A 25147-nucleotide genomic window follows, 5' to 3' on the forward strand; every position below is an offset into this window, starting at 1 on the left:
CGTGTCCGTGGAAGCCTGTGGAGGCCGTTCCTCTTCGCCCGGGCGCTCCGACTGCGTTGTGACCGTCGTCCGCCACTCACCCACGAGACGCCGAGCCGGCCCGGCCGGTCGGCGCGTAAGGAACCCGACATGCCGCACGCCACCGCCGCCGACGGAACCCGGATCGCCTACCAGGTCCGGGGCGACGGCCCCCCACTCGTCCTGCTCGCGGGCCAGGCCAACGACCACCGCTGGTGGGACCCGGTCCGGCATGACTTCGACGGCGCCCACAGCACCATCACCCTCGACTACCGCGGGACCGGCGCCAGCGACAAGCCCGACAGTCCCTACAGCACCGAGGGATTCGCCGATGACGTGATCGCGGTGCTGGACGAGCTCGGTGTCGACCGCTCCGCCGTGTACGGAACCTCGATGGGCGGCCGGGTCGCCCAATGGCTGGCCGTCCGCCACCCGGAGCGGGTCGGCTCCCTCGTGCTCGGCTGCACCTCTCCGGGCACGCGGCACGGCGTCGAACGCGGAGACGACGTCCGGAGGTCCCTGGCCCAGCCCGACCCGGCCGCGGCCCGGCGCGCCCTGCTCGAGCTGATGTACACCCCGGAGTGGTTGGCGCTGCACCCCGGCCCGTACACGACCCTCGGGGATCCCGCGATGCCCGCTTACGCCCGGCGCAGGCATCTGAGCGCGAGCAACCGCCATGACGCGTGGGAGGCGCTGCCCGCCATCGAGGCGCCCACGATGGTGGTCCACGGCACCGACGACGCCCTCAACCCCGCCGCGAACGCGTCGCTGCTCGCGGACCGCATCCCCGGCGCCCGCCTGCACCTCGTCCCCGGCGCGCGGCACGCCTACTTCGAGGAGTTCCGCACCACCGCCGGCGCAGCCGTACTCGACTTCCTGGCCGGAGCGCGACACCGGTGAGCCCGGCGACTGCTGCGCTACCACGGGGAGCAGGGGACCGATCAGCCCCGGCCGCTCCCGAACGGCCACCGCGAGTACGGCGAGCGCTTCGTGGACCGGGGCGTGCGGACCATGGGCTGCTCGATCGGCGCCATTGACGGAGCGGACGCGTCGGCGGTTGCGCCACCGCGCGGTTCTTCGCCAGCGGGGTCCCCCGGGGCGCGGCCGCCCCCCTCGGCGCGGTCTGGTCGGCCTCGATGATGCTCGACCACCTGGGTCCCCGAGCCCGCCGTCGCCTCAGGAGGCGGCGGCGATGAGGGCGGCCTCTTCCTCCTCGACCCGGCGGTTCCATTCGGCCTTGGTCGACTGCCAGGCGTCCTCGTCGCGGCCCAGGCGCCAGTAGCCGGAGATCGACAGGCCCTCCCGCGGGACGCCGCGCTCGACGCGCAGGAGGGACCGCAGTTCCTTGACGGTGCCGGCCTCGCCGTGCACGAAGGCCTGGACCTCGCCGGGAGGGAACTCCAGCGCCCGCACGGCCTCGACGAGCGCGGCGCCCACGGGCCTGGAGCCGCGGTGCAGCCAGTGCACGTGGACGTCGGGGTGGGCGGCCAGGTCCTGTTCCTCGCCGGGGCCGGCCACTTCGAGGAGGGCGTGCGCCGTGCGTCCCCCGGGCAGGCGCTCGATCGAGGCCGCGATGGCCGGCAGCGCGCTTTCGTCACCGGCGAGCAGGTGCCAGTCGGCCTCGGGGGCCGGAGCGTAGCCGCCGCCGGGGCCCAGGAAGCGCAGCAGGTCGCCGGGGCGGGCGCCGGCCGCCCACGGGCCGGCCAGGCCGGAGTCGCCGTGCACGACGAAGTCGATGGTGAGCAGGCGCGCCCGGGGGTCCCAGGTCCGGACCGTGTAGGTGCGCGTCACGGGCCACTCCTCGCGGGGCCGCTCGCCGCGGATCGCGTCGATGTCGAACGGCTCGGGGTAGTCCACACCGGGCGGGGGAAAGAGCAGCTTGACGTAGCTGTCGGTCGCCGCGCCGACGCCGAACTCCGCGAGCCCCGCGCCGCCGAGCACCACCCGGACCATGTGCGGGGTCACGTGCTGCACGCTCTCGACCCGGCCGCGGTGGACGGTTCTCTTCGCGCGCTGCCGCTGCTCTGCCATCGTGTCTCCCTCTCCTTGGCGCACAGAAAGGTTAGGCGAACCTAACTACCCTCAAGCTAGGGCAGACCCGGTCCCGGCGGCAAACCCGCCGCGACGGCGACCGGTCCTCCCGGTGCGGGGAGTGGGAGCGGCCCGGGGGCGGCCTGACCGGTTCCGGACGGGCGGTGCCGGGACCGGGGGACGAACCGCCGAGGGAGTCCGGTGAGGGGCTACCGTGATCGGGTGCCCGAGGAGTACTGGAACCACAACGTGCACTACCACCCGACCGTGCTCGACGCGGTGCCGCAGGGACGCGGTGCGGCACTGGACGTGGGCTGCGGCGACGGCCTGCTGGTCCGCAGGCGGGCCGGGCGCGCCCGCAGGGCGACGGGGGTGGACCGCTCGGCGGCGATGGTGCCGCTCGCCCGCGAACGCAGCGGGCACGTCGGCAACGCCGACTTCGTGGAGGCCGACGTCTGCGACGCCGTCGGCGGCCGCCTGCCCGAGGGCGGCTACGACTTCGTCAGCGCGGTGGCGGTGGTGCACCACCCGGGGTTCGCGCGGGCGGTCGAGGCGATGGTGCGGCTGCTGGCGCCCGGCGGGCGCCTGGCGGTCGTCGGGCTCGCGAACAACCGCACTCCGCTGGACTGGGTCGTCAGCGGCGTCGGCGTCCCGGTGGCGCGGCTGCGGGCGCGGCGGCAGGGGCGGTCCGGCCGGCGTGCCCATCGTCGACCCCGACATGGCCTGGGGTGAGGTCCGCCGGGAGGCGCGGCACCTGCTGCCGGGGTCCCTGTTCCGCCGCCACCTGCTGTGGCGCTACTCCGCCGTGTGGGAGAAACCGCTGTAGCCCGCGGGCACCGCGCGCCGGTGCCGCCACCGCGCCGACTCCGGCGGCCCGGCGCGGATCCGCGACCGCTTCACCACCCTCGCCGGTGTGACCCTGGACTTCCACGAGTTCCGGGAGGTCGCGGTGCACAGCACCGCGGACCCCGAAGTGGTCGCCGCCGAATACGACGCCCACGGCGTGGCCACCGGCACCGGCCGCCCCTTCGCCGTGCGCTGTCTGTGGGTCCTGAAGATCTCCGGCGGCCGGATCGCGTTCTGGCGCGACTACCTCACCCCGCAGGAGATCCTCGCCCTGCAGGAGCCCCGCGTCCCCGGACCCGCCCCACGAGGCGCGCTAGACGTTGAAAGGGCCGGGATCGTCTCCGGTCCCTGCCGTGGTTGTGCGGGCCTGGTGGGGCTGTCGCCGGCGCGCCGGCGCTGACGGCGGCCTTCCCAGGTCATGCGCGGTGATTGGAGGGCTGCGGCCACAGCCCTCCAACTCCCGTCAACGATCTGGCGCTGCGCGGGCGGGCGCTGCGCCTGGACCACGACGGCCGGTCCCGCCTCTACCGGCTCGCCGGTCTGAGCCCCCGGCCCGCATCGGCCCCCGCGGGCCCGCGCGCGGTGCGAAGGGGAACGGACGCCCGCGCGGAGGGGCGAACGATCCGCGGCCAGGCGGTGGCGTGCGCGTTCCTCCCTCGCGTCCGGTGGTGTGCCCCACCGGCTTGACAGAATGATTATCATTTTCATGCCTGGTCCTCCTGCCCCTTTCGAGGAACGGGAACACCCATGGCGCTCTCCCCGCAGCCGGTCCCGCCTCCCCGAGGGGGTGCGGCGCGCCGCACGCGGGGGCGTGCCGGTGAGCAACGTCGTTTCGATCTCGGGAGAAGGTGTCACGTGCCGCGAACCGGTGCCCCACCCCCTTTATCGGTGCCCAGAGCGGTCCGGAGTCCCGGCGGTTCCACCGGGACCGCCGGAACCGGCCGGTCACCGGCCCTGGGCGGCCTCGGCGCCGTCGCGGTCCTCCTGCCCCTGCTGGCGCTCTCGGCGGTGCTGGCCATCGGTCTGGGATCGGCGGTGGTCGCACCGGCCGACACCCTGCGCTACCTGTGGGCGGCGCTCAGCGGCGGGGAGATCGGCGCCGACGAGGTGACCCGGTACCAGATCATCTGGCAGTTGCGCACTCCTCGGGTGCTGCTCGCCGCCATCGTGGGGGCCGGCCTGGGAGCCGTGGGGGTGGCGATCCAGGCGATGGTGCGCAACCCGCTGGCCGATCCCTTCATCCTGGGCGTCTCCTCCGGGGCCTCGGTGGGCGCGGTCGCCGTCGGCGCCTTCGGGATCCTGACCGCCCTGGGCGTCTACGCGGTCTCGGCGGGCGCGTTCCTGGGGGCGCTGGGCGCGACGGCGCTGGTGTACCTGATCTCCTCCGCCGGGGGCGGGGTGACCCCGCTGCGCCTGGTCCTGACCGGGGTGGCGCTGTCGTTCGGCTTCCAGGCGGTCATGGGCGTGATCGTCTACTTCGCCCCGAACAGCGAGGCCACGAGCACGGTCCTGTTCTGGACGATGGGCGGCTTCGGCGCCGCGACCTGGGGGTCCCTTCCCCCGGTGGCGGCCGTGGTCCTCGCAGGAACCCTCGTCCTGCGCGCGGTGAGCCGGCCGCTGGACGTGCTGACCCTGGGGGACGAGACGGCCGCGAGCCTGGGGGTGGGCACCGACCGCCTGCGCAAGGGCCTGTTCGCGCTGACCGCGCTGATGACCGGGGCCATGGTCGCGGTCAGCGGCGCGATCGGGTTCGTGGGGCTGGTCGTGCCGCACGTCGTGCGCATCGTCGTGGGCGCGGGCCACCGGCGGGTCCTGACGGTGGCGCCCCTGGCCGGCGCGGTCTTCATGGTCTGGGCGGACCTGGCCTCACGGGTGCTCGTGGCCCCGCGCGAGCTTCCGCTGGGATTCATCACCGCCCTGGTCGGAGTGCCGGTCTTCATCGCGCTCCTGCGCCGCAGGGGCTATCTGTTCGGCGGCCGGTGATGGATCTGCACCTGGACGGGATCTCGGTCGACATCGGCGGAGCGAGCCTGGTCCGCGAGCTGTCGCTGGAGGTGCCGGGGGGCGCGGTCGTCGGACTCGTCGGCCCCAACGGCTCGGGCAAGTCGACGGCGCTGCGCTGCGTCTACCGGGCCCTGCGCCCCAGCAGCGGGGTGGTGCGGCTCGACGGGCGGGACCTCTCCTCGCTGAGCCTGCGCGGCAGCGCCCGCTCGGTCGCCGCGCTCACCCAGGAGAGCGGCAGCGACCTGGACTTCACCGTCGCCGAGGTCGTCGCCATGGGGCGGACGCCCCACCAGCGCGGCAACCGGCCCCTGGACGGCCGGGAGCAGGACCTGTGCCGCGAGGCGATGGAACGGATGGACGTGGCCCACCTGGCCGATCGGGGCGTCCTCGAGCTGTCGGGCGGCGAGCGCCAGAGGGTGCTCATGGCCCGCTGCCTCGTGCAGGAACCGCGGGTCCTCGTCCTGGACGAACCCACCAACCACCTCGACGTGCGCCACCAGATCGGGCTGCTCTCCCTCGTCAGGCGGGCCGGGATCACCGTCCTGCTGGTCCTGCACGACCTGAACCTGGCCTCGGCCGCGTGCGACCGCATCGGCGTGCTCTCCCAGGGGCGGCTGGTCGCCTCGGGGACGCCCGGAGAGGTCTTGGTCCCCTCGATGGTCAGGCAGGTCTTCGGCGTCGAGGCCACCGTCGTCCCCCACCCGCTCACCGGGGACCCGCAACTGCTCTACACGCTCTCCTCTGATGTCTCTTGAGAAAGAAGGACGCACATGACCGACCGAGCATCCGGCGCACCCGGTTCGCCCCTGCGGGGCGCCGCCCTGCTGGGCGCCCTCGCGCTCCTGGCCACGGGCTGCGGTGCCCGGGTCGAGGGAAGCGCGGACGAGGCGCGGACCGTCACCGTGAACCGGTGCGGTGAGGAGGTCGAGTACACGACCCCCCGGCGCGCCGTGGTCTACGAGGGCGGCAGCGCCGACAAGATGTTCGCCCTGGGCCTGACCGAGCACGTGCACGGCTACGTGCTGCCGCCGGCCAACCCCCCGGTCTCGGAGTCGCCGTGGGCGCAGGAGTACGAGGAGGTGGAGTTCCTCAGCGACGACCTGCTCAACCGCGAACTGGTCGTGGACGCCGAGGCCGACTTCGTCCTCGCCGGATGGAACTCGGGGTTCAGCGACGAGCGCGGAATCACCCCGGAGATCCTGGACGACCTCGGCATCCAGAGCTTCATGCACACCGAGTCCTGCTACAACTACCCGGGCCACCCCGAACGGATGCCCCCTTTCGAGGCCCTCTACGCCGACCTGGAGCGGCTGGGCGCCGTCTTCGGGGTCGAGCAGGAGGCCGCCGAGCTCGTCGAGGGGTACAAGGAGCGGGTCGCCGCGGTGCGGGAGCAGGCCCCCGAGGGGGAGCCGGTCCCGGTCTTCCTCTACGACTCGGGAACCGACCAGCCCTTCACCGCGGGAAGCCAGGTGCCCCCCAACGACATCATCCGCTTCGCTGGGGGAGAGAACATCTTCGCCGACCTCGACGAGCGGTGGACCCAGGTCGGCTGGGAGTCCGTCGTGCAGGCCCGGCCCGAGGTCATCATCATCCTCGACTACGGCGACCAGCCCGCCGAGGACAAGATCGAGTTCCTGAAGTCGTCACCGGCCACCGCCGAACTGCCCGCCGTGGTCGAGGAGGACTTCTTCGTGCTGGACTACAACGAGGGCATCTCCGGCCCCCGCAACATCGACGGCCTGGAGAAGTTCGCCGAGTACCTGCGCGAGCTCCGCGCGGACTAGCGGACCGGGGAAAGGCCCGCCCGGCTCGCGTCGGCCCCGGGGAGCGAGCGCCCTCCCGGAGCCGGCGCGGGCCCGCCGCTCACCCGGTCCCGTCGAACACCGCCCGGCGCGGGGCCGCGGCCCCCGACCACCGCATGCGGGACCAGGGCAGGCCGAGTTCGGCCGGGTCGGTGACGTCGAGCGGTTTCAGGTCCTGCACGGCACAGGCCTCCCGGTGCCTGGCGAACACCGAGTCCGCGTAGCGGTGCCCGGTGTCGGCCGCGACGAAGAGCACCGTCCGCTCCGGGGCGCGCAGGCTCTCCCAGCGCGCGGCCAGGTAGGCGGCCCCGCTGGACAGTCCGGCGAAGAGGGCGTGGCGGCGCAGCAGCTCCACGCTCCCGGCCAGGGCGGCCTCGAAGCCGATCCAGTGGACGATGTCGTAGAGCGCGTGGTCGACGTTGCCGAAGGGGATGGCGCTGCCGATGCCGGCGATGATGATGTCGGGGTCGGACACGCCGTCGCCGCCGAAGGTCACGCTCCCGAAGGGCTGCACCCCCGCCAGCACGGTCCCCGGTGCGCTCCGCCGCAGGAAGGTGGCCAGCGCCCCGGTCGAGGCGCCGGAGCCGACCCCGCCCACCAGGGTCAGGTCCTCGGTGCCGGCCTCCCGCAGGACGAGGTCGGCGACGGAGCGGTACCCCTGGTAGTGCACGGGGTCGTGGTACTGGCGCATCCAGTGGTAGCGCGGGTTGGCGCGCAGGATCTCCCGGATGCGGCGCACCCGGCGGCTCTGGTCCAGCTTCAGGTCCCGGCAGGGAGCCATCTGCTCCAGCGAGGCGCCCAGGACCTCCAACTGGACGCGCAGGGTGCGGTCGACGGTGGTGGAGCCGACGATGTGGCAGCCCAGGCCGTAGCGGTGGCAGGCCAGGGCGAGGGCGTAGGCGTAGATGCCGCTGGAGCTGTCCAGCACGGTGTCGCCGGGGCGCACGGTCCCGGCCTCGATCAGGTGGCGGACCGCGGCCAGGGCCGAGACCACCTTCATCGTCTCGAACCGCAGGCACAGGAGCCCGCCGCCCAGGTCGATCAGGTCCGGTCTGCCGATCGCTTCGGATACGTGGTCGTCCATGGTCGTTCTCCTTCGTTCTCGGGAGGAGTCCGGAAGGTCCGTACGGCGGTGAGCCCGTGACCGCGCAGCCGGGCCCGGCATTCGTCCAGGCGCTCCCGCAGGGCCTGCTGCCCGGCGTCGAAGAGCAGGCCGGCGACGTTTCCGCTGTGGGCGACCTGCAGGCCGACGGCGCCGCAGGCGCGGGCGACGCCCTCCAGCGCGCCGAGTTCGGCCTTGGGCAGCAGACGCTGGTTGCGGCGCGCGCTCTCGGCGGCGACCCGTCCCACCTCGGCGGCGTCACCCGCGGCGATGGCACGGCGCAGCAGGTCGCGCAGCCGCTCATAGGCGTCGACGTCGTCCTCGCGGTGGGTCCGCCCGGTCACGGAGAGCGTGCTGACCGCCCGCCCACCGCCGGTCAGGCAGCCCACCACGGCCATCGGGGGCAGGGCGGCCCCGAGCTCCTCCAGGACGAGTCCCCGCCGCTGGGCGAACAGCACCGGCCGGTCCCCGAACATGGTCGGATCGGCGGCCCGCTCGGCGCTCACCGCCAGACGCGCGATGGCGCCGGGCGGCAGTTCCGTGCGGAAGCAGGCCGAGACGGCGCGGATCGCGGCCAGGACGTCGCTGGTCGAGGAGCCAAGCCCCAGGCCGACGGGCACGCCCGTGCTGAGGTGCAGCAGCCCTCCGCACGCGCGCGTCCCCGACAGCCGTGCGCATTCGGCCACCGCCAGGGCGGCCGCCCTGGCCGCCTTGGCGCGCCCCCGGCCGGGGACCAGGACGCGGTGCGCCGGGGTGCCCGGCAGGGGAGTGAACGTCGCCCGGGTCAGCGGCCGGGCCATCGGGAGCGTGACCAGGCCCCTGCAGGGGCGCCCCCGTTCGTCGAGGAACACGCCCTGCAGGATCTCCCCGTGGTGGCATGCTGCCAGGCCCGTGCCCGGCCTCACACCCGGTCCGTGGCGCGGTAGCGGTACAGCGCCGTGGGGTCGGCGCTGAACTGGGAGAAGGGGAAGGGCTCGGCCGAGACCCCCGACACCCCGGCGCCGAGGAAGGCCCGGGCCACCGCGCCGCCGCTCTGGGCGTAGACGTACAGGGGGACCCGCCGTTCGCGGCAGCGCAGCAGGAGCTCGTCGAAGGTGCCGTTGCCCAGGGTCATTCCGGTGGCCACCACCGCGTCGGCGGCGTCGACGACCTCCGCCGCCGTCTCGGCCACCGGATCGCCCCACTGGGTGGTGCGCAGGTTGAGGTCGCAGGGCAGGCATTCGCCGCCGCGCTCGCGGATCGCCGCGACGAGGGGGTTGACCACGCCGATCAGTCCGATCCGCGCGCCCTCGGCGATGGGCACGAGATCGGCGATGGCCGCGTCCCGCGCCTCGGCGCGCTCCTCGGGGGTCCCTGCGGGCAGCTCGACCCGCTCGGCCCGGAGGTCCTCCGGGTGCGGGGCGGCCTGGGCGAGGTGGGCGTCCAGGGCGGCCACCCGCAGGGGCAGGGGGCCGCGGGACATCAGTTCGGCCAGGGGCGCCCCGGAGGCCTCGCGGCAGACCTCGGGGGCGATCTCGCCCGCCTCGAAGGCGCACGCCCCGAAGACCCGGCCCGCGCGGACGACGACGTAGCGGTTGAGGTAGGTGGTGCCGCCCCCGGCGAGCCTGGTGCCGTGGTGGAGCCAGAAGACGCTGGTCGCCACGGTCCCTCGCGCCTGGTCCAGGGCCTGGTGGAAGAGGTCGTCCAGGGTTCTCACGCCGCCCCCTCGCGCTGGAGACGGAACAGGTGGGTCACGACTCCGTCGCCCCAGTCGTGGCGGTGGCGCACCTCGGCGGTGAAGCCGGTGTCCTCGGCCTGGCCGACGATGCGGCGCAGGTCGGCGGTGTTGGAGGCGACGAGGAAGACCTCTGCGCCGGGGGCCAGCAGCTCGCGCCGCCGGAGCTGGGTGAAGAGGGCCTCGGTGACCGGTGCGCCCGCGCAGACGTTGCGGACGATGTCGGGGTCGCTGCTGACAGGTTGGCTGACGGCGGGCGGGTTGAAGGTGACCACGTCCAGCCGGACGCCGTCGGGCAGGCCCTCGAACATGTCGGAGACCACGGGAACCAGCGTGCTCCCGGTGCGGCCGCCCGCGAGGCGCTCGTAGTTCTGCTTGGTGGCGGCCACGCTCTGCGGGTGGACGTCGACAGCGTAGATCCGCTCGGCCCCCCGGAGCCCGGCGACGACGGCCTCCACGCCCAGCCCCACGCCCATGGCGGCGTAGCGCCGTCCGCGCACGTCGATGTCGTCGTCCAGGATCCGCTGGTGGATCATCCTGCTGGTGGCCCCGGGGAGGAAGACCCTGGGGGGAACCTCGAAGTCCCAGCCGTTCCAGGCGTAGGAGCGGGTGGTGTGCAGGTCCTCCTTGGGCCGGTTGAGGGCGATGATCTGTTCCGCGGGCAGCGGCGGGGGGAGCTGGGCGATGAGGGAGCGCTCCACGGGGATCCTTTCGGTGGTGGCGGCCGCACCGGGCGGCCTCGGTCACGGGTGTCCGTCCGGAGGGGACCGGAACCGTCGCCATTCGGACAGGCGAGGCGTTCCGGGCATACATTAGTGAAAATGAAAATCATTGTCATCCGCATTCCGGTGGCTGAAAGTGTCTGGAAGGTCACAGTGGGCGCGGCGCGGCGGTGCGGGCGGTGGTCCGGCGCCGGGACGGGGGGCTCCGGAGCCGGATGCGCGGCCGCGGCGGGCGCCGGGGGCGGCTCAGGGGCGCGCTCGTGATTTGCCATCGAAAACGATAACTGTTTTCATTGCGTTCCATTCAGATGCGCGTACGGAACCAGAAGAGGAGCGACCGTGGCCCACCCGCAGGGACCCGAGGCCGAGCGGGCCGAGGAGCCGCAGAGGACCGTCCTGCTCGCCCCCGCCTTCGTCCGCCTGTGGTCGGGCACCACCGCCTCGGGGCTGGCCACGTGGGCCATGCCCTTCATCCTCGGGCTGGCCGTCCTGGACGGCTCCATCACAGCCTTCGACCTGGGCCTCGCCCTGGCCACCAGGACGGCGGGCTTCCTCCTGGCGGTCCCCTTCGGCGGGCTCCTGGCCGACCGCCTCTCGCGCCGGGCGGTGGTGCTGTGGGCCGCGGCGGCGGCCGCGGCGGCCACCCCCCTGGTGGCCGTCGGCGTCGGAGGCTCCACGGGGCTCATGGCCGCGGCGGCGGCGGTGGTCGGTGCGGGCCAGGGAGCGTGCCGACCCGCCTTCCAGGCGCTGACCGCCGAAGTGGTGGACGAACCGCGGCGCCAGCAGGCCAACGCCGCGATCACCTTCTCGGTGCGGGTCACCACCCTGCTGGCCCCCGGGCTGACGGCGCTGCTGTCCACCGTGCTCGGCATCGGCCCCCTGCTGCTGATCACCGCCGCGCTCTGGGCGGTGGCAGCCCTGGCCCCGCCATCGGGGGTCCGGGGCCCGGTGGAGGCCCGGGCCCGGTCGTCCTTTCGCGCCGAGTTCGCCGACGGAATGCGCGAGGCCCGCCGCCACCCCTGGTTCATCGCGGGCCTCGGGGCCCTGACCACGGTGATCGCCACGGGGTACTCGGCCACCGGCGTGCTGCTGCCCGTGGTCAGCCGGGACGTGTTCGGCACCGAGGCCGTGCTGGCCGGCGCGCTGACCGCCTACACCGTCGGCGCGCTGGCGGGTGCGGTGCTGATCGGGCGCCGACGCTTCTCCTCCCAGGGATGGACCGCGCTGGCGGGGCTGGCCCTGTACGGGTTCGCGCCCTTGAGCCTGCTGTTCCCCGTCGACCCCCTGGTGGTCTTCGCCGCCTACGCCCTGGCCGGGGTGGGGATCGAGCTGTTCAACGTCCCGTGGTTCACCGCGGCCCAGCGCGAGGTGGAGCCCGGCAAGCTCGCCCGGGTGTCCTCGCTGGACTTCCTGTTCTCCTACGGGCTCGCGCCGGTGGGCCTGGCGCTGATCGCCCCGGCCGCCCAGGTCTTCGGGACCGACATCGTGCTCGCCGTCTGCGCCGTCCTGTGCTTCCTTGCCCCGGCCGCCGCTGCCCGGGCCCCGGGGACCCGCCACTTCCGGCGGTCCACCCAGGACTGATCGGGCGCCGGGCCGCCGATGCGGTGGGTCACCGCTGGAAACGGGTGACGAAGCGGCGCTGCCAGGGGGTCTCCACGGCGCGTGGCGCGTAGTGTTCGCGGACGTAGGCGACGGCCTCACGGCCGGGTACTCCGTCCAGGACGGCCAGGCAGGCCAGCGCGGTGCCGGTCCGCCCCTGTCCGCCGCCGCAGGCGACCTCGACGCGTTCGGTCCCGGCGCGCTCCCACGCCTCGCGCAGCGCCGCCTCGGTGGCGGCGCGGTCGGACGGCAGCCAGAAGTCGGGCCAGCGCAGCCAGCGGGCCTCCCAGTCGACCGGGGGCGGTCGGCGCCCCAGCAGATACAGCGCGAAGGCGGGCACCGGCCCCGCCGGCAGGGGACGTCTGAGTCCCCTGCCGCGCACGAGCCGACCCGAGGGCAGGCGCAGCACACCCGCCGCCGCGGGCTCCCAGGAAGCGGTCACGCAGCGACCCTAGCCTCTTCGGTCCGGCCGATGCGTGGACCGGGAGTGGACCGGGACCGGGCGCGCCCACCCGGCTGGGCGATCAGGCAGCGGCCGGTCGTCAGCCGGGGTGGTCCCCGGCCGCGTCGATCACGCCGTGCACGGCCGCGCTGATGCGCCGGGCGGCGGCCTCGGGGTCGGGTCGGCCGGTGTCGAGCCAGGCGATGACCGCCTCGATGGTCAGGGCCGGGACCAGCCGGCAGGCCCAGTCGGCCCAGGGCCCCTCGGGCAGGCGTCCGGCCAGGTTCCTGCGGGTGATCTCGGTGGAGGCCGAGGTGAGGGCGTCGACCAGGTCGCGGAACTCCGGTTCGCGGGCGGCGTGGCGGAACAGCAGCCGGAAGGCGTCGGGATCGGCGGCGGCGGCGCGCAGCAGCGAGGGGATGGCGTCGTCGCCGAAGTCGTCGACGCCCACCTGCTCGTCCAGGCGCTGGCAGGCGCGGTCGAGCACCGCCCGGTACAGGGCCGCCTTGGAGTCGAAGTGCCGGTAGAGCAGCACCCGGGTGATGTCGGCCTCGGCGGCGATGTCGTCCAGGCCGGTCGCGGCGAATCCGGCGCGGGCGAAGGCGCGGGTGGCGGCGTCCAGGATCTGCCCGCGCCGCTCGGCCCGGCGCAGCCGGCGCACCGGCCCGTGCGTCCCCGGTCGCTCACGTGCCTGTCGGCCGTCCTCGCTCATGCCGCCCGCCCTTCTTTGTTGACACGGAAGTATACATGTGCTCTTGTTTAAAGAAGAGTATACAAGTTGGCGTCAACAAGGAGGGCGCGATGAGTCTCGTCCGACTGCCGTTCGAGCAGTCCCATCCGCTGCGCAGCGCACCGGTGCTGCGCGAACTGCAGACCCGCGGGCCCGTCCACCGGGTCCGCACCGCGGTCGGAGACGAAGCGTGGCTGGTCACCGATCACGGACAGGTGCGGAGCCTGCTGGACGACGACCGGCTCGGCCGCTCCCATCCCGACCCCGCGAACGCCGCCCGCACCGGGGAGTCGGCCCTGTTCGGCGGCCCGAACGGCGACCACGACACCGAGCACGCCGACCACGCGCGGATGCGGGCGCTGATGCAACCGCACTTCTCGCCCCGGCGGATGCGCGAGCTGCGCCCCCGCGTGGAGGCGCTCACCTCCGACCTGCTCGACGACCTCGCCCGGCAGGGCCCACCGGCCGACCTCAACCAGGCGCTGGCCCTGCCGCTGCCCATCGCGGTCATCTGCGAACTGCTCGGCGTGCCCTACGCCGACCGCGACCGCTTCCGCGCCTGGACCCGGGCCGCCGCCGACGTGGGCGACCGCGCCCGCTCCGAGCAAGGGCTGGCCGACCTGTTCGGCTACGGCCGGGAACTGGTGGCCCGCAAGCGGCGCGAGCCCGGCGACGACGTCATCTCCCGCCTGTGCGCGACCGAGGGCGTCGGCGACGACGAGGCCGCCATGCTGGGCATGGCCCTGCTGTTCGCCGGGCACGAGACCACGGTCGTGGCCATCGGACTGGGCGCCCTGTTCCTGCTGGCCGACCCCGCCCAGTGGCGGCGGCTGCAGGCCGACCCCGACCTCGTCGGCTCCGCGGTGGAGGAGATCCTGCGCGCGCCGGCCAAGAACACCGGCGGCATCCCCCGCTACGCCCGCACCGACCTCGACATCGCCGGCACCCCGGTGCGCGCGGGCGAACTGGTCCTGCTCGACACCGGTGCCGCCAACCACGATCCCGCCGTCTTCGCCGACCCCGACCGCTTCGACGTCACCCGGCGCGCGGCCGGCCACCTCACCTTCGGCCACGGCGCCCGCTACTGCATCGGCGCACCCCTGGCCCGCATCGAGCTGCAGGCCGTCTTCTCCCAGCTCATCCCGCGATTCCCCACCATGCGCCCGGCCGTGGCCGTGGAAGAGCTGACCTTCAACAGCGATGTGCTGACCGGCGGCCTGACCGAGCTGCCCGTGACCTGGTGAGGACCGCCGGCGCGCGCCCGCCCCGCGAAACCGCGCGGCAGCGGCGACTCGTGGGACGGGCTCGGCGCCGCGGTTCTCGGCGCCTTCGGGCCGGTCCGCTCGGCGTCGGAGCCTGCGTCAGGTAAGGCGGAGGATGACAGGATGACTCCTAAAACGTTTCATCACGGGGCGTGCTCCGGACCGGCCGGGGGCATTGGTCGGCCTGCGGGGGCCGTCGGGCCGGGGCTTTCGGTGCGGTGGGTGGGTCTAGTCCTGGGTTTCGAGGCCGCCGGCGAGGAGGGGGGCGGTGGTCAGGTCGGGGTTGTCGCGTTGGATCACGCGCAGCCGCCACTTGTTGTGGATGAGTGCCAGGAGTGCGTGGTCGGAGCGGCGGGTCAGGACCTCGGCGCCGGGCAGGGCGTGCAGGGCGGGCGCGGAGGCGGCGTCGGTGCGGCGGGCGATGCTGTAGTCCAGGTGGGCCAGCTCGATCGGGGCGCGGAACTCGTGGGCCATCCGGTGGGCGACCACGTCGAACTGCAGCGGGCCCACCGCGGCCAGCACCGGGGCCTGGTCGCCGCGCACCTCAGAGGACAGCACCTGGATCACGCCCTCGGTGTCGAGCTGGTCGATGCCGCGGCGGAACTGCTTGTGGCGGCCGGCGTCGGTGGCGCGGGCCACCGCGAAGTGCTCGGGGGCGAAGCTGGGGATCGGCGCGAACTCGACCTTGGGCCCGGCGTAGAGGGTGTCGCCGACCCGCAGGGCGGCGGCGTTGACCAGGGCGATCACGTCGCCGGGGTAGGCGGTGTCGATGGTGTGGCGCTGGGAGCCGAACACGGCCTGGGAGTACTTGGTGGCGAACGGGCGGCCGGTGGCGGCGTGGGTGAGCACCATGCCGCGCTCGAAGCGGCCCGAGCACACCCGCACAAACGCCATCCGGTCGCGGTGGGCCTTGTCCATGTTGGCCTGCATCTTGAACACCAGGCCCGAAAACGGCGCCTGGACCGGGCGCGGCCGGCCGCCGGCATCAGGCTGGGCCGAGGGGGCCGGGGCCAGGGCGATCAGGGTGCGCAGCAGCGCGGCGACGCCGAAGTTGGGCAGCGCGGCGCCGAACAGCACCGGCGAGGAGGCCCCGGCCAGGAAGGAGGCCTGGTCGTAGTCGGCGCCGATCTCGGCCAGCAGCTCGAGTTCCTCGCCGGCCTGGGCCCAGGCCGGGCCCTCGGCCCGGGCGGCCTGCTGCGCGTTCAGCGTCTCCTCGCGGGCCCGGGTGGCGCCGCCGGGGGTGCGCTCCAGCTTGGTGTAGGCTCCGCCGGGCCGCTCGATCAGGCCGCGGAAGTCCCCGGCGATGCCCACCGGCCAGTTCAGCGGGGTGGGGCGCAGCCCGATGCGCTGCTCGATCTCATCGAGCAGCTCCAGCGGCTCGCGGCCGGGCCGGTCCCACTTGTTGACGAAGGTGATCACCGGGACCCGCCGGGCCCGGCACACCTCGAACAGCTTCAGGGTCTGGGGCTCCAGGCCCTTGGCCGAGTCCAGCAGCATGATCGCGCAGTCCACCGCGGCCAGCACCCGGTAGGTGTCCTCGGAGAAGTCGGCGTGGCCGGGGGTGTCCAGCAGGTTCAGCACGTGGCCGTCGTAGTCGATGCGCAGCGCCGCCGAGGTGATGGAGATCCCGCGGGCGCGCTCCATCTCCATCCAGTCCGAGACCACCCCGCGCCGCTCGCCCTTGCCGTGCACCGCCCCGGCCGAGGCGATGGCCGCCGCATGCAGCGCCAACGCCTCGGTCAACGTCGACTTGCCCGCATCCGGATGCGAGATCACCGCAAACGTACGCCGACGAGCCGCCTCGGCCGTCACCTCGGCGGCCGGTGCTCCGTTCGCCGCCGTCTCTGCCGCAGTCACCGTCGCGTCCCGTTCCCTTCACTTCAGGCGCGGACCTCGTGCCTGCCGCGCTGCGCCCGGAGCCGGTTCTCGAACTCCCGGGCCATGTCCAGTTGCCGGCGCAGTGCCGCGCAGCGCGCCGCGGTGGCCTCTTCGAACATGTCGAGCCGGGTCATCAGTGCGGTGCGTTCCTGCTCGGTGACGTCGCCGGCCTCCAGCCGGTCGAGGACGTCGAGCAGGTCGCGGGTCTCCTCCAGGCTGAAGTCCAGCGGCTTCATCCGCTTGATCAGCAGCAGCCGCTCCACATCGGAGCCGGTGTAGAGCCGGAATCCGCCCTTGGAGCGCGCCGACGGCTTCACCAGGCCCACTTCACCGTAGTAGCGGATCGTCCGCAGCGACAGGTCCGTGCGTTCGGCCACCTCACCGATCTGCATGTGCTCCGCGCCCATCGACGCACCTCCTCAGAACAATCTACCCTAACGTGAAAGATGAGTACCGGATATCCGTTGCCGACCGTGGCGGGCCTCGCCACAGCGACGCACTCGGCATCGATCAGCGAGGAGTCCGCCCATGCCACGTCAGATGACCTGCCCCGCCTGCGGTGAGACCGAGGACCTCAGTGGCGAGCGCACCGATGCGGGCATCGTGATCCGCTGCGGCGCGTGCGAGGCCCAATGGGCGCGCGACACCCCCTACACCTGCGCCACGTGCGGCGGCGACGACATCCACATGCGCCCCCAGGCTCTGACCCAGTACTCCCGCGGTACCCAGCTCTCCATCGTCGGCCTGCACTACATCCCGCTGTGCGCCGGCTGCGACGCCGCCATGCTGGCCCGCGCCAACCAGCAGAAACCCGTCCCCGGCCAGTACCACTCCGCAGCCGCCCGCAAGCGCCGGGACGGCGGCGACGACGCCGCCGACACCCTCATCCTGCCCCGGTGACACGCCCGTCCCGGCCCCGACCGGCCACCGCAGCGGGGCAGGAGCCGCGGGCGAACGCAACGGGCGGCGGGACGCGCGGATCTCCGCACGTCCGCCGCCCGTAAAAGCCGAAAAAGGCGTGATCGGCCGGCGCGGACCCGGCTCAGCGCTTCACCGCGGCCGGCGGGAGCTCCGGCAGAGCGGCGAGGCGCCGCGCATCGGCGAGGGCCGCGGTCTCAAGAATCCCGCCGGACGTGCGGCTGGGCATCGCGCGGGACCTCGGGGAGGTGATCCCACAGACTCCGCAGATGGGGGTAGAAGCCATCGGGCAGCCGGCCGAGGACGCTCAGCACATCGCTGCGGGCTCCCTGCGACTCCGCCGCGCTGATCACCTGCCCCCGTTTCAGGGGGCCGGAACCGAACGCGCCCTCCAGATGCTCGGCGATCTCCCGTCGTGTGACGACCATTCCCACTCCTTCTCCTTTCTGCGGCAACGGACCCTGGAAAGCCCCGGATCCCCTATCGCCTGGCGAAGAGAGCAGGGACGTCCGTCGCGGGGAGCTTCGGGCTCCCCGCCTCCACGCCGACCGTCCGCCGTGGACCACCGCAGTGGTACGGGCGCCTGAATGCTGGGGAACGCACCCGAACCACCGCGATGGGAGGAGGACCGGCGAGTACGCATCGGAAGCGGCGGCCGGTCCTCCGTCGTCCATAACTCTACTCTCTCGTAAGAGTAGACTTCACTCGGGGTGGGGAGCCGACGGGAGCCACGGCCGTCCAGGCCATGGACCCCGACCGAAGGGGTTCCGTTGGCCGACCGCCATCCCCGCGACGAGAGCACACTGCTCGACTGCGCCGACGGATACCGCCCCCCTTCCTGCGGCGGCTCGCCCGAGACGCCCCTGACCGAGGTCGAGACCGCCGCGGCAGCGCTGAACCGGGCACTGCGCACGACGCGACCGCGGTGGTCGCCGTCGCCCGGCCGGAAGCCCGTGCCGGACCCCTCAACCGCGGGCGTCGCGCAGGGCCTGGGGGAGCGGGTCGGTGTGCACGATGTGCAGGCCGCTGACCGCGCGGGTGAGGGCGACGTAGAGGCGGTGCAGCCCGCGCGGCTCGGCCGCGGCGATCCGGGCCGGTTCGGCGACGATGACCGAGTCGAACTCCAGGCCCTTGGCGAGGGCGGCCGGGACGCACACCAGGCGGGTGGCCTCCAGCGCGTCCTCGGCCCCGCCGAGCAGCCCGGCCTCCAGGCCCTCGGCGAGCAGGCGCTCGTGGATCGCGGCGGCGTCGGCGTCGGCGGCGACGAGGCCGACCGAGCCGTCGCCCTTGAGCGCCTCCCGGCAGGCCAGCGCGAGGGCGCCGAGCCGGTCGTCCCGCGCCGCCTCGGTGACCCGCAGCGCTCCCGGTGCGCGGCGCACCCCGGTGGGCGCGCCCAGGCCAGGGGCGATCTGGGGCAGCAGCCGCGCGGCGTAGTCGATGATCTGGGCCGGGACCCGGAACCCGCGCTCGAGCACCGCCACGTGGGCGTCGGGCTGGCCGAGGTGCTCCAGCAGCGACGACCAGTCGCCGACCGCCCACGGCCCGGTGCCCTGGGCGATGTCGCCGAGCACGGTGAGCGAGCCCCTGGTGCAGCGCCGGCCGATCGCGCGGCACTGCATCGGGCTGAGGTCCTGGGCCTCGTCGACGACGATGTGGCCCATCGTCGCCGGCCGCTCGATCAGGGCCGCGGCCTCGTCGATCAGCGCCAGGTCCGCGGTGGACCACTTCGCCGACTTCGGCCCGCGCGGCCGACCGGGCAGCAGGACCGCCTCCTGCTCCTCGGCGGTGAGGACGCCGTCGGCGGCGCGGGCCAGCCGGTCGCGGTCGGTGAGCAGGGCGAGCAGCAGCCGGACCGGGTCGGCCTTGGGCCACATCCGCCGCACCGCGGCGCTGATCGCCCGGTTGCGGCGCAACTCGGTGAGCGTGCCGGAGTCGCACGGCTCGCCCGCGTTCTCGATCTGGCGCATCACCAGGTGCGCGATGCGCTGGACGAGCAGGTTGGGGCCCGCGCCGTAGCCGATGCCGCGGCCGCGCAGCTCGGTGAGCACCTCGGCCAGCTCTTCCGGGTGGAGCCGCCACTTGCGCGAGCCGCGCTCCACGACCAGGGTCTCCTCCAGCGGCCGCGGCTGCGCCCACAGGGCGCGCCGGATGACCTCGGCCATGCGGGCGTCGCCCTTGACCCGCGCGGCGTGCGGTTCCTCGTCGCGGCGCACGGGCACCCGGTCGATCAGCTCCTCGACGGTGGCCTGGCGGACGCCGACCTCGCCGAGTGCGGGCAGCACGTTGCGGATGTAGGACAGGAAGGAGCGGTTCGGCCCGACGATGGCCACGCCGCCGTCCTGGCGGAGCCGGTCGCGCTCGGTGTAGAGCAGGTAGGCGATGCGGTGCAGGCCCACGGCGGTCTTGCCGGTGCCCGGGGCGCCCTGCACGCACAGGGTGGGGCGCAGCGGTGCCCGGACCAGGTGGTCCTGCTCGGGCTGGATGGTGGCGACGATGTCGCGCATCGGGCCGGTGCGGGGGCGCTCGATCTCGGCGGCCAGCAGCGTGTCGGCCGACCCGGACTCCGCGGCGGGGCCGCCGGGAGCCGACAGCGGCTCGTCCTCGTAGGCGGTGAGCTCGGCGGTGTCGGAGAAGCCGTAGCGGCGCCGCAGCAGCACCCCCTGCGGGTCGTCGCGGCCGGCCCGGTAGAACGCGGCGGAGATCCGCGCCCGCCAGTCCACGATCAGGGGCGTGGCGTCGGCGTCGTGCACGTGGCGCCGCCCGATGTAGACCCGGTCGGCCTCGGGCGCGCGGGTCGCCGACGGCGGGTCGGCGGGATCGGCCTCGTAGACGGCGCCGGGCGGGTAGTCCAGCCGTCCGAAGAACAGCGGCACGTCGGGCAGGTCGACGAGGGCTTCGGCGCGCCGCTGCCGGTCGGAGGCCAGCAGTCGGTTGGTGAACGTGTAGTCGGCGTCCTCGGAGCTGTCCTGCACGGTCTCGGTGGTGACGACGTCCTCGTGCATGCGCCCCAAGGCGGCTCGGGCGTCGGCGAGGAAGGCGCGTTCGGAGCGGATCTCGGGGTCGACGGCGGGATCGGGCGCGCGTTCGGGCATGGTGAGGGCTGCCTCGGTTCTCGGCGGGACAACGGATTACGAGGGGAGACGGCGGGCGCGGATCCGGTCGGTCGGTGCGAGGGACCGGAGCACGGTGGTCGCGTTCGCGGGATGCGCGCCTCGCAGGGCCGCGTCGTCTCCGTGGCAGATCGTCTGCTGCCACCGGCAACCCTACCTTCACGTTAGGAGAGGTTCTGGCGTGCTTCCGCCGGGGCCAGGGGCGCGCCCTGCGACGTCCTTCCGGCCGTCCACGCCGAGTTTGGCCTCCAACTCGGCGACCAGCCGCACCTGGGTCTCCGGGGAGGCGCCGGCATGGTGGGTCCGCAAGGCGGGGGTCCGGGCGGCGAGTCCGCGGGTGGCCTCGAACCGTCCGACGATGAAGGCGCCGTCGCGGTAGAAGGGGTAGACCCGCGGTTCCCAGGAGTGCCGGCGGTCGCCGCCGTCTCCACCTGGGAGACGACCTCGTTGACGACGGGCTCCTCCTCGGATTCCCCGGTGGTCACCGGGATGGTGGATGTCCGGGTAGGGCGAGTAGCGGAGCCGGTGCACGGGATCCGGCACCCGGAAGAACGATCCGCCAGCGTCTTGGCCAGCGCATTCACAAATGCGGTAAATCCGAGCGGCTTCTTGTGAACGGCCACGAACGGGATCGGGACCGAGGCCGGGAATGCGTGCGGACGGAGGCCTCTTTTCCGCTGGACCCGCTTCATCGAGGTAAGAGCGGTCGCGTGAAGCGAGCGGGTCCGGTCCTGTCCAGCGGTCTGCGGACGGTGCCATTGACGGACCCGCCGTCCCCATCGGCTCCCGTCGCACCTCACCGCCATCCATTCGGCCATGGCAATGTGGCCTTGAAAGCGAGGTGTTTGTGTCTTTGCGGCCAGGGCAGGGCTTGAACAGGTCCGAAAGCGCGGCCTGAAAACTCCGGTCGGCCGTGCCCTGTCCGGCACGGCCGCAACCGGTCGAGTAGCGGTTGGGGCACCACCGCTCTCCCACACGGATTGACCGGCTCGGCGAAACGGGGGCCTTGCCATGCTCACCTTGGACACGCACACCGCTCCACGATCCCGCGCTTCGTCCGCTCCCAGCAGCGGCGCCGATACCGCACCGCCGGTTCCGCGGCCGCGCACCAGCCCCGAAAACCTGCTGGCCGCGCTGGCCGAGATGCCGGCCGATGCCCCGGACGCGGCCCGCATCCGTTCTACGCTCGCCGAGATCTACATGCCGCTGGCGCACAGGGAGGCGCGGCGCTACCGCAGCCGCGGCGAACCCTTCGACGACCTCTACCAGGTCGCCATGCTCGGGGTGATGAAGGCGATCAAGGGATTCGATCCAGGCTACGGCAGGCCGTTCGTCTCCTACCTGCTGCCCATGGTCACCGGTGAGCTCAAGCGGCACTTCCGCGACGCCACCTGGGCCGTCCGCGTGCCGCGCAAGCACCAGGAGAAACGCACCGAACTCAACCGCTTCACCATCGAGTTCACCCAGAGCCGCGGCCGCGCCCCCACAACGGCCGAGACCGCCGAGGCGCTGGGGATGGACACAGACGCCGCGGTCGAGTTGATCGACGCCGCCACCGCCTACAGCGCACTGTCACTGGACGCGCCCTACGGCGACCGCCAGGAGGAGGACACCTCCCTCGGCGACACGCTCGGACAAGCCGACCACGCGTTGGAAAGCGTCGTGGACCGCGAAGCGCTGCAGGCCGCGCTGGCCGAACTCCCCGCCCGGAGGCGGCGCATCGTCCTGCTGCGGTTCTTCGGCAACAAGACCCAGGCCGAGATCGCCGAAGCATTGGGAATATCCCAGATGCACGTCTCCCGCCTGCTCGCCCAGACACTCGATCAGCTGCACGCCAGCCTCATGGCCGAGAGCTGAGGCGTCCTCGCGGCCGGCGTACGGCACACGGGCACGGCCGACGACCGCACACGGGCCGGCGATGGCAACGGCATCATCGAAACCCGAGGTCAGGCGGGCGTCCAGCGGCGCAGAACGCGCGGGCCCGCCCGGCTTGCGGCAGGCCCGCGCACCTTCTCCGGGGTGTTACCTGTTGCCGCGCGACAGCGCCTCGAGCAGCTCCTCCTTGCGCATCTCCGACCGGTTCTCGATCCCTCGCTCCTCGGCGCGCTGCTGCAGCTCCTCCACGGTCAGATTCGCGAGGTCGCCGTACTTCTCGCGCTTCTCCTCGAGTCGGCGGTCACCGTGCTCGGCACGCGGATTGTCGCTGTTCTGCCCCTGGGCCATGGTTCCTCCTCGTCATTGCTCATCGTGGTGTTCGGGAAACGCTCCGACGCGCCGGTCTCACCGGCGCATCACCACAAGACGCCGGACGGCGCCCCACAGACTCGGCTATCCCCGAGGATGGCGATTACTTCCGGAGGGCAGCAAATAACCAGACAAAAAGCCTGCGATCGACTCCTTGCCGAGAACGGCTCGGACGGCGACGGCCGGCGGCATGCGGCGGTGGGACCGGCGAGCACCACGCCCGCGGCCGACTACTGGGACGGGGCCGGCTCAGTGCCCTCGTTCGCCGCCTCGCTTCCACGAAGACGGCGGGATTCATCCCTGGAAGCAGGTGGGTCCGGCCGAACGGTGCGCCTCCTCGGTGCGGGATCGGTCTCAGAGGGGGCCTCTCGCGGACCACGGAGCGGATCGGCGTCCAGCGGCGTCGCCCAGGTTCTGGCCGGAATGGTGAAGTAGGACGGCCAGGAGAGCGATGCCTCGCCGAGATCCGGGCGCACCAGGTAGATGTATGTGCCGTCGGGTTGCGGCCGGGAGCTGACGATGGCGGCGGTTCCCTGGATGAACGCGACCGCATCGTCTTCGCTGGCTTCATGGACGCGTGTGCCGGGCGGGTAAGGGTGCTGCGGTATGGGGTCCAGCATGATCAGAACCTGACTCGCGTTTTGAACGGTCTCATTGCCGCTGTGCGACAAAAGAGGGGCACTACGAGGCCGGGGCGGTCCCTCGCAGCCGGAGGACGGGACCGCCCCGGCCGACCTTCCACATCCTGGTAAGGGCTCGAATCGGCGAAAAGCCCACCAGCGGAGTCCGAGCGGACTCCCGGCTCCCGGTCGCCTTCCCCCCCTCATAAGGCGGATACCGGAAAGCGGCGCAGGACGATGGACGCCAATGGCGCTGCCGCTGCGCCTGGAAGGTCTTCGGCACTCGATGATTCACCGAGCCGCCGGAGCACAGAGGGATGTATTCCTCGTGCCTGGCGTCCACTGCCCGTGGATCTACTTCTCAACCGTCCCAACACCGATCTTTTCGGCTGCGGATCGCCGAGGAAATGGACATGGGGGTAGAGAGATGTGCAGAGAAGTGTTCCGATGTCGATACCGCCCATTCTGGAATCCGGCCGCACCACTATTGGGAGGCAGCGCCACGGGCACGCATCAATGCAGGTCCATGCACGGCAATTCACCCGGTTGCGCCGCGGTCCGGTGCACGGCCCGGTCGTGTGGCCCGGAAATGCCTCCGGCGCAGCCGGCGGCCCGGAGCGGGGACGGCTCAGCGCCGGCATCGGCGGACGCCCGCGACGCCAACTCCTCGACGCCGCCGTAGTCGGCCACATCGGGGACGGGGGAGGGGGACGGCGCCGCACGGCGCCGCCCCCCTCGCGCCGGTGGCGGTCAGGCGGTCGCGAGCATGCGCTGGCCCAGTTCGTTGGCGAACCGCTCCAGCTTGCCGGCGGTCTCCTCCTCCTGCAGCAGGTTGGTCTCCAGCAGTTGGATGCACTTCGTCTCGCCCATGAGCATCGCCTTGCCCACCAGTCCGCGGTAGCTGGCGATCTCGAAGTGCTCGATCTTGGCCGCCCCGCCCAGGGCGAACATCGTCAACACGTCCGCCGAGGGCTGCCGGTCGAGGAACTCCCGGTACTCCCTGTGGATCGCCTCGACCGGGCCGCAGGTCACCTGCTGCGGCGAGGTCCCAAGCTGCTGGAAGCACTGCTCCAGGTTCTTGGCCTGCTGCCGGGTCTCCTGCTGGTGGGTGCGCAGCATCTGCGTCAGGGTCTCGTCCCCGACCCGGTCGGCCACCTCGGTCAGCATCTCCGCGATCCTGTTCTCACCGTCATACATCGCCGAAAGCTCGTAGACGAACAGGTCCTTCGGGTTGTCGAGCCTCATCATGCCTCCTCGTAGCGTTCACCATGGTGAAGGCGGCCGACTACCCGCGCGCACCCCGCTTACTCCTCCTGCGGCCTCCGGCCCCGGCGCTCCCCCTGAAACCGGTATTGCCGCCGGTGGCGGTCATGGAGCATGTGCGGTCACGCGGGGCGGCGGAGAATCTGTTCGGGCGCCCTAGGGACTCTCGTCCGCTGCCTGAGGCCTTGATGCCGGTGCGCGGTCATGTTCTCCGTGTTCGTGCGCCTCCCTTCCACCCGGTGTGCGAACACTGGTGCCGTGGGCCGGGGTGGCCGTCCGGTATTCGCGCGGGCTGATGCCGCGCTCCCGTTTGAACGCGGTGCTCAGGGTGAAGGCGTTGGCGAACCCGACGCGGCCCGCTACGGCACCGACCGTCGCGCCGGGCTCGCACAGCAGGTCGGCGGCCAGGGTGAGCCGCCACTCCCGCAGGTAGGCCATCGGCGGCTGTCCGACCAGGGCGCTGAAGCGCCGGGCCAGGCTCGCCCGGGACACGCCCGATTCGGCCGTCGGCGCCGCCACCGTCCACGGGTGGGCGGGGTTCGCGTGCGGTAGGCGCAAGGCCGGCCCCGCCACCTGGGAGCCGACGCTGCGGGACGTGGCGGCCATGTACGTGGTCGCACCGGACTTGGGCGGTCCGCAGGCCGCCGAAGCCGTAGCCGCGCTCACCGACGACGTACGGCGTGTACTCGGCCGGGCTCCCCGGGACTTCTCCGACTACGCCGAGAGCGCCGCCGCACACGGCGCATGGCGCGGCTGACCTTCTGCCGGCCGGCCCCGGAAAAAGGCGATCCCCTCCGACCGTTTCGACGGAGGGATCACGGCGACCGCTCACCGGTCCGTCC

24 protein-coding genes and 1 pseudogene are annotated in these 25147 nt (G+C 73.1%); 11 read left to right on the plus strand and 14 right to left on the minus strand.

What is annotated here, in order from left to right:
- Positions 1-129: 129 nt before the first annotated feature.
- On the plus strand, positions 130-918 hold the full coding sequence (locus tag HDA32_RS10960; protein ID WP_179643093.1) for an alpha/beta fold hydrolase: 789 nt from the start codon (positions 130-132) through the stop codon (positions 916-918).
- Positions 919-1194: 276 nt separating this feature from the next.
- On the opposite strand, the gene HDA32_RS10965 is transcribed toward HDA32_RS10960, so the two are convergent.
- Positions 1195-2049 (minus strand): siderophore-interacting protein, encoded by an 855-nt coding sequence (locus tag HDA32_RS10965; RefSeq protein ID WP_179643094.1) that lies wholly within the window; start codon positions 2047-2049, stop codon positions 1195-1197.
- A gap of 201 nt (positions 2050-2250) precedes the next feature.
- On the opposite strand from HDA32_RS10965, the gene HDA32_RS10970 reads away from it, so the two are divergent.
- The 5 genes from HDA32_RS10970 to HDA32_RS10990 all read left to right on the plus strand — a co-directional run bounded on the left by HDA32_RS10970 (position 2251) and on the right by HDA32_RS10990 (position 6683).
- On the plus strand, positions 2251-2781 hold the full coding sequence (locus HDA32_RS10970; protein WP_312863130.1) for a class I SAM-dependent methyltransferase: 531 nt from the start codon (positions 2251-2253) through the stop codon (positions 2779-2781).
- Between the two features lie 151 nt (positions 2782-2932).
- Entirely contained in the window at positions 2933-3295 is a 363-nt protein-coding gene (locus tag HDA32_RS10975; protein WP_486387601.1) for a nuclear transport factor 2 family protein, read from the plus strand.
- A gap of 488 nt (positions 3296-3783) precedes the next feature.
- On the plus strand, positions 3784-4878 hold the full coding sequence (locus HDA32_RS10980; RefSeq protein ID WP_179643096.1) for a FecCD family ABC transporter permease: 1095 nt from the start codon (positions 3784-3786) through the stop codon (positions 4876-4878).
- A complete protein-coding gene (locus tag HDA32_RS10985) occupies positions 4878-5654 on the plus strand; it encodes an ABC transporter ATP-binding protein (RefSeq protein WP_179643097.1) in 777 nt (258 codons plus the stop codon). The genes HDA32_RS10980 and HDA32_RS10985 overlap by 1 nt, the downstream gene beginning before the upstream one ends.
- Before the next feature lie 15 nt (positions 5655-5669).
- Positions 5670-6683, plus strand: coding sequence for an ABC transporter substrate-binding protein (locus tag HDA32_RS10990; protein WP_179643098.1), 1014 nt, complete (start codon positions 5670-5672; stop codon positions 6681-6683).
- A 79-nt stretch (positions 6684-6762) separates the two neighbouring features.
- Here HDA32_RS10990 and HDA32_RS10995 read toward each other — a convergent pair whose 3' ends face one another.
- Genes HDA32_RS10995 through HDA32_RS11010 form a run of 4 tightly spaced genes read right to left on the minus strand, consistent with a single transcriptional unit; the run spans position 6763 to position 10218 of the window.
- Positions 6763-7785: a pyridoxal-phosphate dependent enzyme gene (locus tag HDA32_RS10995; protein WP_179643099.1), complete on the minus strand. Its 1023-nt coding sequence runs from the start codon at positions 7783-7785 to the stop codon at positions 6763-6765.
- Positions 7743-8708 (minus strand): GHMP family kinase ATP-binding protein, encoded by a 966-nt coding sequence (locus tag HDA32_RS11000; protein ID WP_179643100.1) that lies wholly within the window; start codon positions 8706-8708, stop codon positions 7743-7745. The genes HDA32_RS10995 and HDA32_RS11000 overlap by 43 nt, the downstream gene beginning before the upstream one ends.
- Positions 8705-9499 carry a Rossmann-like domain-containing protein gene (locus HDA32_RS11005; RefSeq protein ID WP_179643101.1) on the minus strand — a complete coding sequence of 265 codons (795 nt, stop codon included), beginning with the start codon at positions 9497-9499 and terminating at the stop codon, positions 8705-8707. Before HDA32_RS11005 ends, HDA32_RS11000 begins: the two co-directional genes overlap by 4 nt.
- Complete coding sequence (locus HDA32_RS11010; protein WP_179643102.1) at positions 9496-10218, minus strand: class I SAM-dependent methyltransferase; 723 nt, start codon at positions 10216-10218, stop codon at positions 9496-9498. The genes HDA32_RS11005 and HDA32_RS11010 overlap by 4 nt, the downstream gene beginning before the upstream one ends.
- 360 nt (positions 10219-10578) lie before the next feature.
- On the opposite strand from HDA32_RS11010, the gene HDA32_RS11015 reads away from it, so the two are divergent.
- Entirely contained in the window at positions 10579-11820 is a 1242-nt protein-coding gene (locus HDA32_RS11015; protein ID WP_179643103.1) for an MFS transporter, read from the plus strand.
- A 28-nt stretch (positions 11821-11848) separates the two neighbouring features.
- Here HDA32_RS11015 and HDA32_RS11020 read toward each other — a convergent pair whose 3' ends face one another.
- Complete coding sequence (locus HDA32_RS11020; RefSeq protein WP_179643104.1) at positions 11849-12280, minus strand: protein-tyrosine phosphatase family protein; 432 nt, start codon at positions 12278-12280, stop codon at positions 11849-11851.
- Between the two features lie 100 nt (positions 12281-12380).
- Positions 12381-12992 carry a TetR/AcrR family transcriptional regulator gene (locus tag HDA32_RS11025; RefSeq protein ID WP_179643105.1) on the minus strand — a complete coding sequence of 204 codons (612 nt, stop codon included), beginning with the start codon at positions 12990-12992 and terminating at the stop codon, positions 12381-12383.
- 89 nt (positions 12993-13081) lie between these two features.
- Between HDA32_RS11025 and HDA32_RS11030 the strand changes: the two genes are divergently transcribed.
- Positions 13082-14254: a cytochrome P450 gene (locus HDA32_RS11030; RefSeq protein WP_179643106.1), complete on the plus strand. Its 1173-nt coding sequence runs from the start codon at positions 13082-13084 to the stop codon at positions 14252-14254.
- A 246-nt stretch (positions 14255-14500) separates the two neighbouring features.
- On the opposite strand, the gene HDA32_RS11035 is transcribed toward HDA32_RS11030, so the two are convergent.
- Positions 14501-16129, minus strand: coding sequence for a peptide chain release factor 3 (locus HDA32_RS11035; RefSeq protein ID WP_179643107.1), 1629 nt, complete (start codon positions 16127-16129; stop codon positions 14501-14503).
- A 23-nt stretch (positions 16130-16152) separates the two neighbouring features.
- Positions 16153-16557, minus strand: a complete 405-nt coding sequence (locus HDA32_RS11040; protein WP_246334295.1) for a MerR family transcriptional regulator — start codon at positions 16555-16557, stop codon at positions 16153-16155.
- 121 nt (positions 16558-16678) lie between these two features.
- Between HDA32_RS11040 and HDA32_RS11045 the strand changes: the two genes are divergently transcribed.
- Complete coding sequence (locus tag HDA32_RS11045; RefSeq protein WP_179643108.1) at positions 16679-17050, plus strand: hypothetical protein; 372 nt, start codon at positions 16679-16681, stop codon at positions 17048-17050.
- Positions 17051-17265: 215 nt separating this feature from the next.
- Here HDA32_RS11045 and HDA32_RS11050 read toward each other — a convergent pair whose 3' ends face one another.
- Positions 17266-17496, minus strand: coding sequence for a DUF2795 domain-containing protein (locus tag HDA32_RS11050; protein WP_179643109.1), 231 nt, complete (start codon positions 17494-17496; stop codon positions 17266-17268).
- A gap of 537 nt (positions 17497-18033) precedes the next feature.
- Positions 18034-20160, minus strand: coding sequence for a HelD family protein (locus tag HDA32_RS11055; RefSeq protein ID WP_179643110.1), 2127 nt, complete (start codon positions 20158-20160; stop codon positions 18034-18036).
- Between the two features lie 1029 nt (positions 20161-21189).
- Here HDA32_RS11055 and HDA32_RS11060 point away from each other — a divergent pair.
- Positions 21190-22035, plus strand: a complete 846-nt coding sequence (locus tag HDA32_RS11060) for a SigB/SigF/SigG family RNA polymerase sigma factor (RefSeq protein ID WP_179643111.1) — start codon at positions 21190-21192, stop codon at positions 22033-22035.
- Between the two features lie 165 nt (positions 22036-22200).
- Here HDA32_RS11060 and HDA32_RS11065 read toward each other — a convergent pair whose 3' ends face one another.
- The 3 genes and pseudogenes from HDA32_RS11065 to HDA32_RS11075 form a co-directional block, all read right to left on the minus strand.
- A complete protein-coding gene (locus HDA32_RS11065; RefSeq protein WP_179643112.1) occupies positions 22201-22401 on the minus strand; it encodes a Rho termination factor N-terminal domain-containing protein in 201 nt (66 codons plus the stop codon).
- A 1391-nt stretch (positions 22402-23792) separates the two neighbouring features.
- Positions 23793-24287 carry a YciE/YciF ferroxidase family protein gene (locus tag HDA32_RS11070; RefSeq protein WP_179643113.1) on the minus strand — a complete coding sequence of 165 codons (495 nt, stop codon included), beginning with the start codon at positions 24285-24287 and terminating at the stop codon, positions 23793-23795.
- A gap of 288 nt (positions 24288-24575) precedes the next feature.
- Positions 24576-24896: pseudogene (locus HDA32_RS11075) on the minus strand (helix-turn-helix transcriptional regulator); the annotation flags it as partial.
- A 4-nt stretch (positions 24897-24900) separates the two neighbouring features.
- On the opposite strand from HDA32_RS11075, the gene HDA32_RS30185 reads away from it, so the two are divergent.
- Positions 24901-25062, plus strand: a complete 162-nt coding sequence (locus tag HDA32_RS30185) for a hypothetical protein (RefSeq protein WP_218882403.1) — start codon at positions 24901-24903, stop codon at positions 25060-25062.
- Positions 25063-25147 lie beyond the last annotated feature (85 nt).

Source organism: Spinactinospora alkalitolerans (assembly GCF_013408795.1).
GTDB classification, from domain to species: Bacteria; Actinomycetota; Actinomycetes; order Streptosporangiales; family Streptosporangiaceae; genus Spinactinospora; species Spinactinospora alkalitolerans.

Bases quoted from the DNA above. Each gene is read 5' to 3' on its own strand.
- HDA32_RS10960 (WP_179643093.1), top strand. From the start codon at position 130: ATGCCGCACGCCACCGCCGCCGACGGAACCCGGATCGCCTACCAGGTC.
- HDA32_RS10965 (WP_179643094.1), bottom strand. From the start codon at position 2,049: ATGGCAGAGCAGCGGCAGCGCGCGAAGAGAACCGTCCACCGCGGCCGG.
- HDA32_RS10985 (WP_179643097.1), top strand. From the start codon at position 4,878: ATGGATCTGCACCTGGACGGGATCTCGGTCGACATCGGCGGAGCGAGC.
- HDA32_RS10990 (WP_179643098.1), top strand. From the start codon at position 5,670: ATGACCGACCGAGCATCCGGCGCACCCGGTTCGCCCCTGCGGGGCGCC.
- HDA32_RS10995 (WP_179643099.1), bottom strand. From the start codon at position 7,785: ATGGACGACCACGTATCCGAAGCGATCGGCAGACCGGACCTGATCGAC.
- HDA32_RS11025 (WP_179643105.1), bottom strand. From the start codon at position 12,992: ATGAGCGAGGACGGCCGACAGGCACGTGAGCGACCGGGGACGCACGGG.
- HDA32_RS11030 (WP_179643106.1), top strand. From the start codon at position 13,082: ATGAGTCTCGTCCGACTGCCGTTCGAGCAGTCCCATCCGCTGCGCAGC.
- HDA32_RS11040 (WP_246334295.1), bottom strand. From the start codon at position 16,557: ATGGGCGCGGAGCACATGCAGATCGGTGAGGTGGCCGAACGCACGGAC.
- HDA32_RS11045 (WP_179643108.1), top strand. From the start codon at position 16,679: ATGCCACGTCAGATGACCTGCCCCGCCTGCGGTGAGACCGAGGACCTC.
- HDA32_RS11050 (WP_179643109.1), bottom strand. From the start codon at position 17,496: ATGGTCGTCACACGACGGGAGATCGCCGAGCATCTGGAGGGCGCGTTC.
- HDA32_RS11055 (WP_179643110.1), bottom strand. From the start codon at position 20,160: ATGCCCGAACGCGCGCCCGATCCCGCCGTCGACCCCGAGATCCGCTCC.
- HDA32_RS11060 (WP_179643111.1), top strand. From the start codon at position 21,190: ATGCTCACCTTGGACACGCACACCGCTCCACGATCCCGCGCTTCGTCC.
- HDA32_RS11065 (WP_179643112.1), bottom strand. From the start codon at position 22,401: ATGGCCCAGGGGCAGAACAGCGACAATCCGCGTGCCGAGCACGGTGAC.
- HDA32_RS11070 (WP_179643113.1), bottom strand. From the start codon at position 24,287: ATGAGGCTCGACAACCCGAAGGACCTGTTCGTCTACGAGCTTTCGGCG.